Raw genomic sequence first — 536 nt, forward strand, 5'->3', positions numbered from 1 at the left:
CAAAACCCTGCAGGAACAAGCACGATTACACCAGCTGCATTTAAACTAAAAACAGACACGACTGTCAAAGGTACTTTCACTGGTAGTGTGAAATCTGTAGCCCTGAAAGTTGGAGATACTGTTTATAGTAAAGTAAACGTGGTAGATGCGACAAACTGGCAGTATTATGCAAAAGATAAGATTAAGAATACAACCGACGCCGTTTCCATCATTGGTTACGACAGCACAGGTACTCAAATTGTATCTGCCCCTGTGACCGTGAACCCAGAAAATACAGCTACGCTAACAACAAACACGTATACACTAGGTGCTGACAATGCGACAGGAACTTACACAGGCCCTGTGAAATATGTTGCCGTGAAGGTCAATGACACAACGTACAGCCGAGTACCAGTAAATGCAGATGGTAGCTACCAATATTACATCAAAGATAAAGTGAAGAGCAAAGACGACGTCGTGACTGTCCTTGGTTATGACGATGCGAACACGGTTATTGTACAAAAAGTAGTGACGATCGATCCAGGTGTAGCACCAAC

At 43.3% G+C, this 536-nt stretch carries 1 protein-coding gene; it reads left to right on the forward strand.

The window, feature by feature from the left end:
* Positions 1-536, forward strand: a 536-nt coding sequence (locus HCJ54_RS15345; protein WP_342354474.1) for an immunoglobulin-like domain-containing protein, incomplete at both ends; no start/stop codon positions are given.

The organism is Listeria grandensis (assembly GCF_014322885.1).
GTDB classification, from domain to species: Bacteria; Bacillota; Bacilli; order Lactobacillales; family Listeriaceae; genus Listeria_A; species Listeria_A grandensis.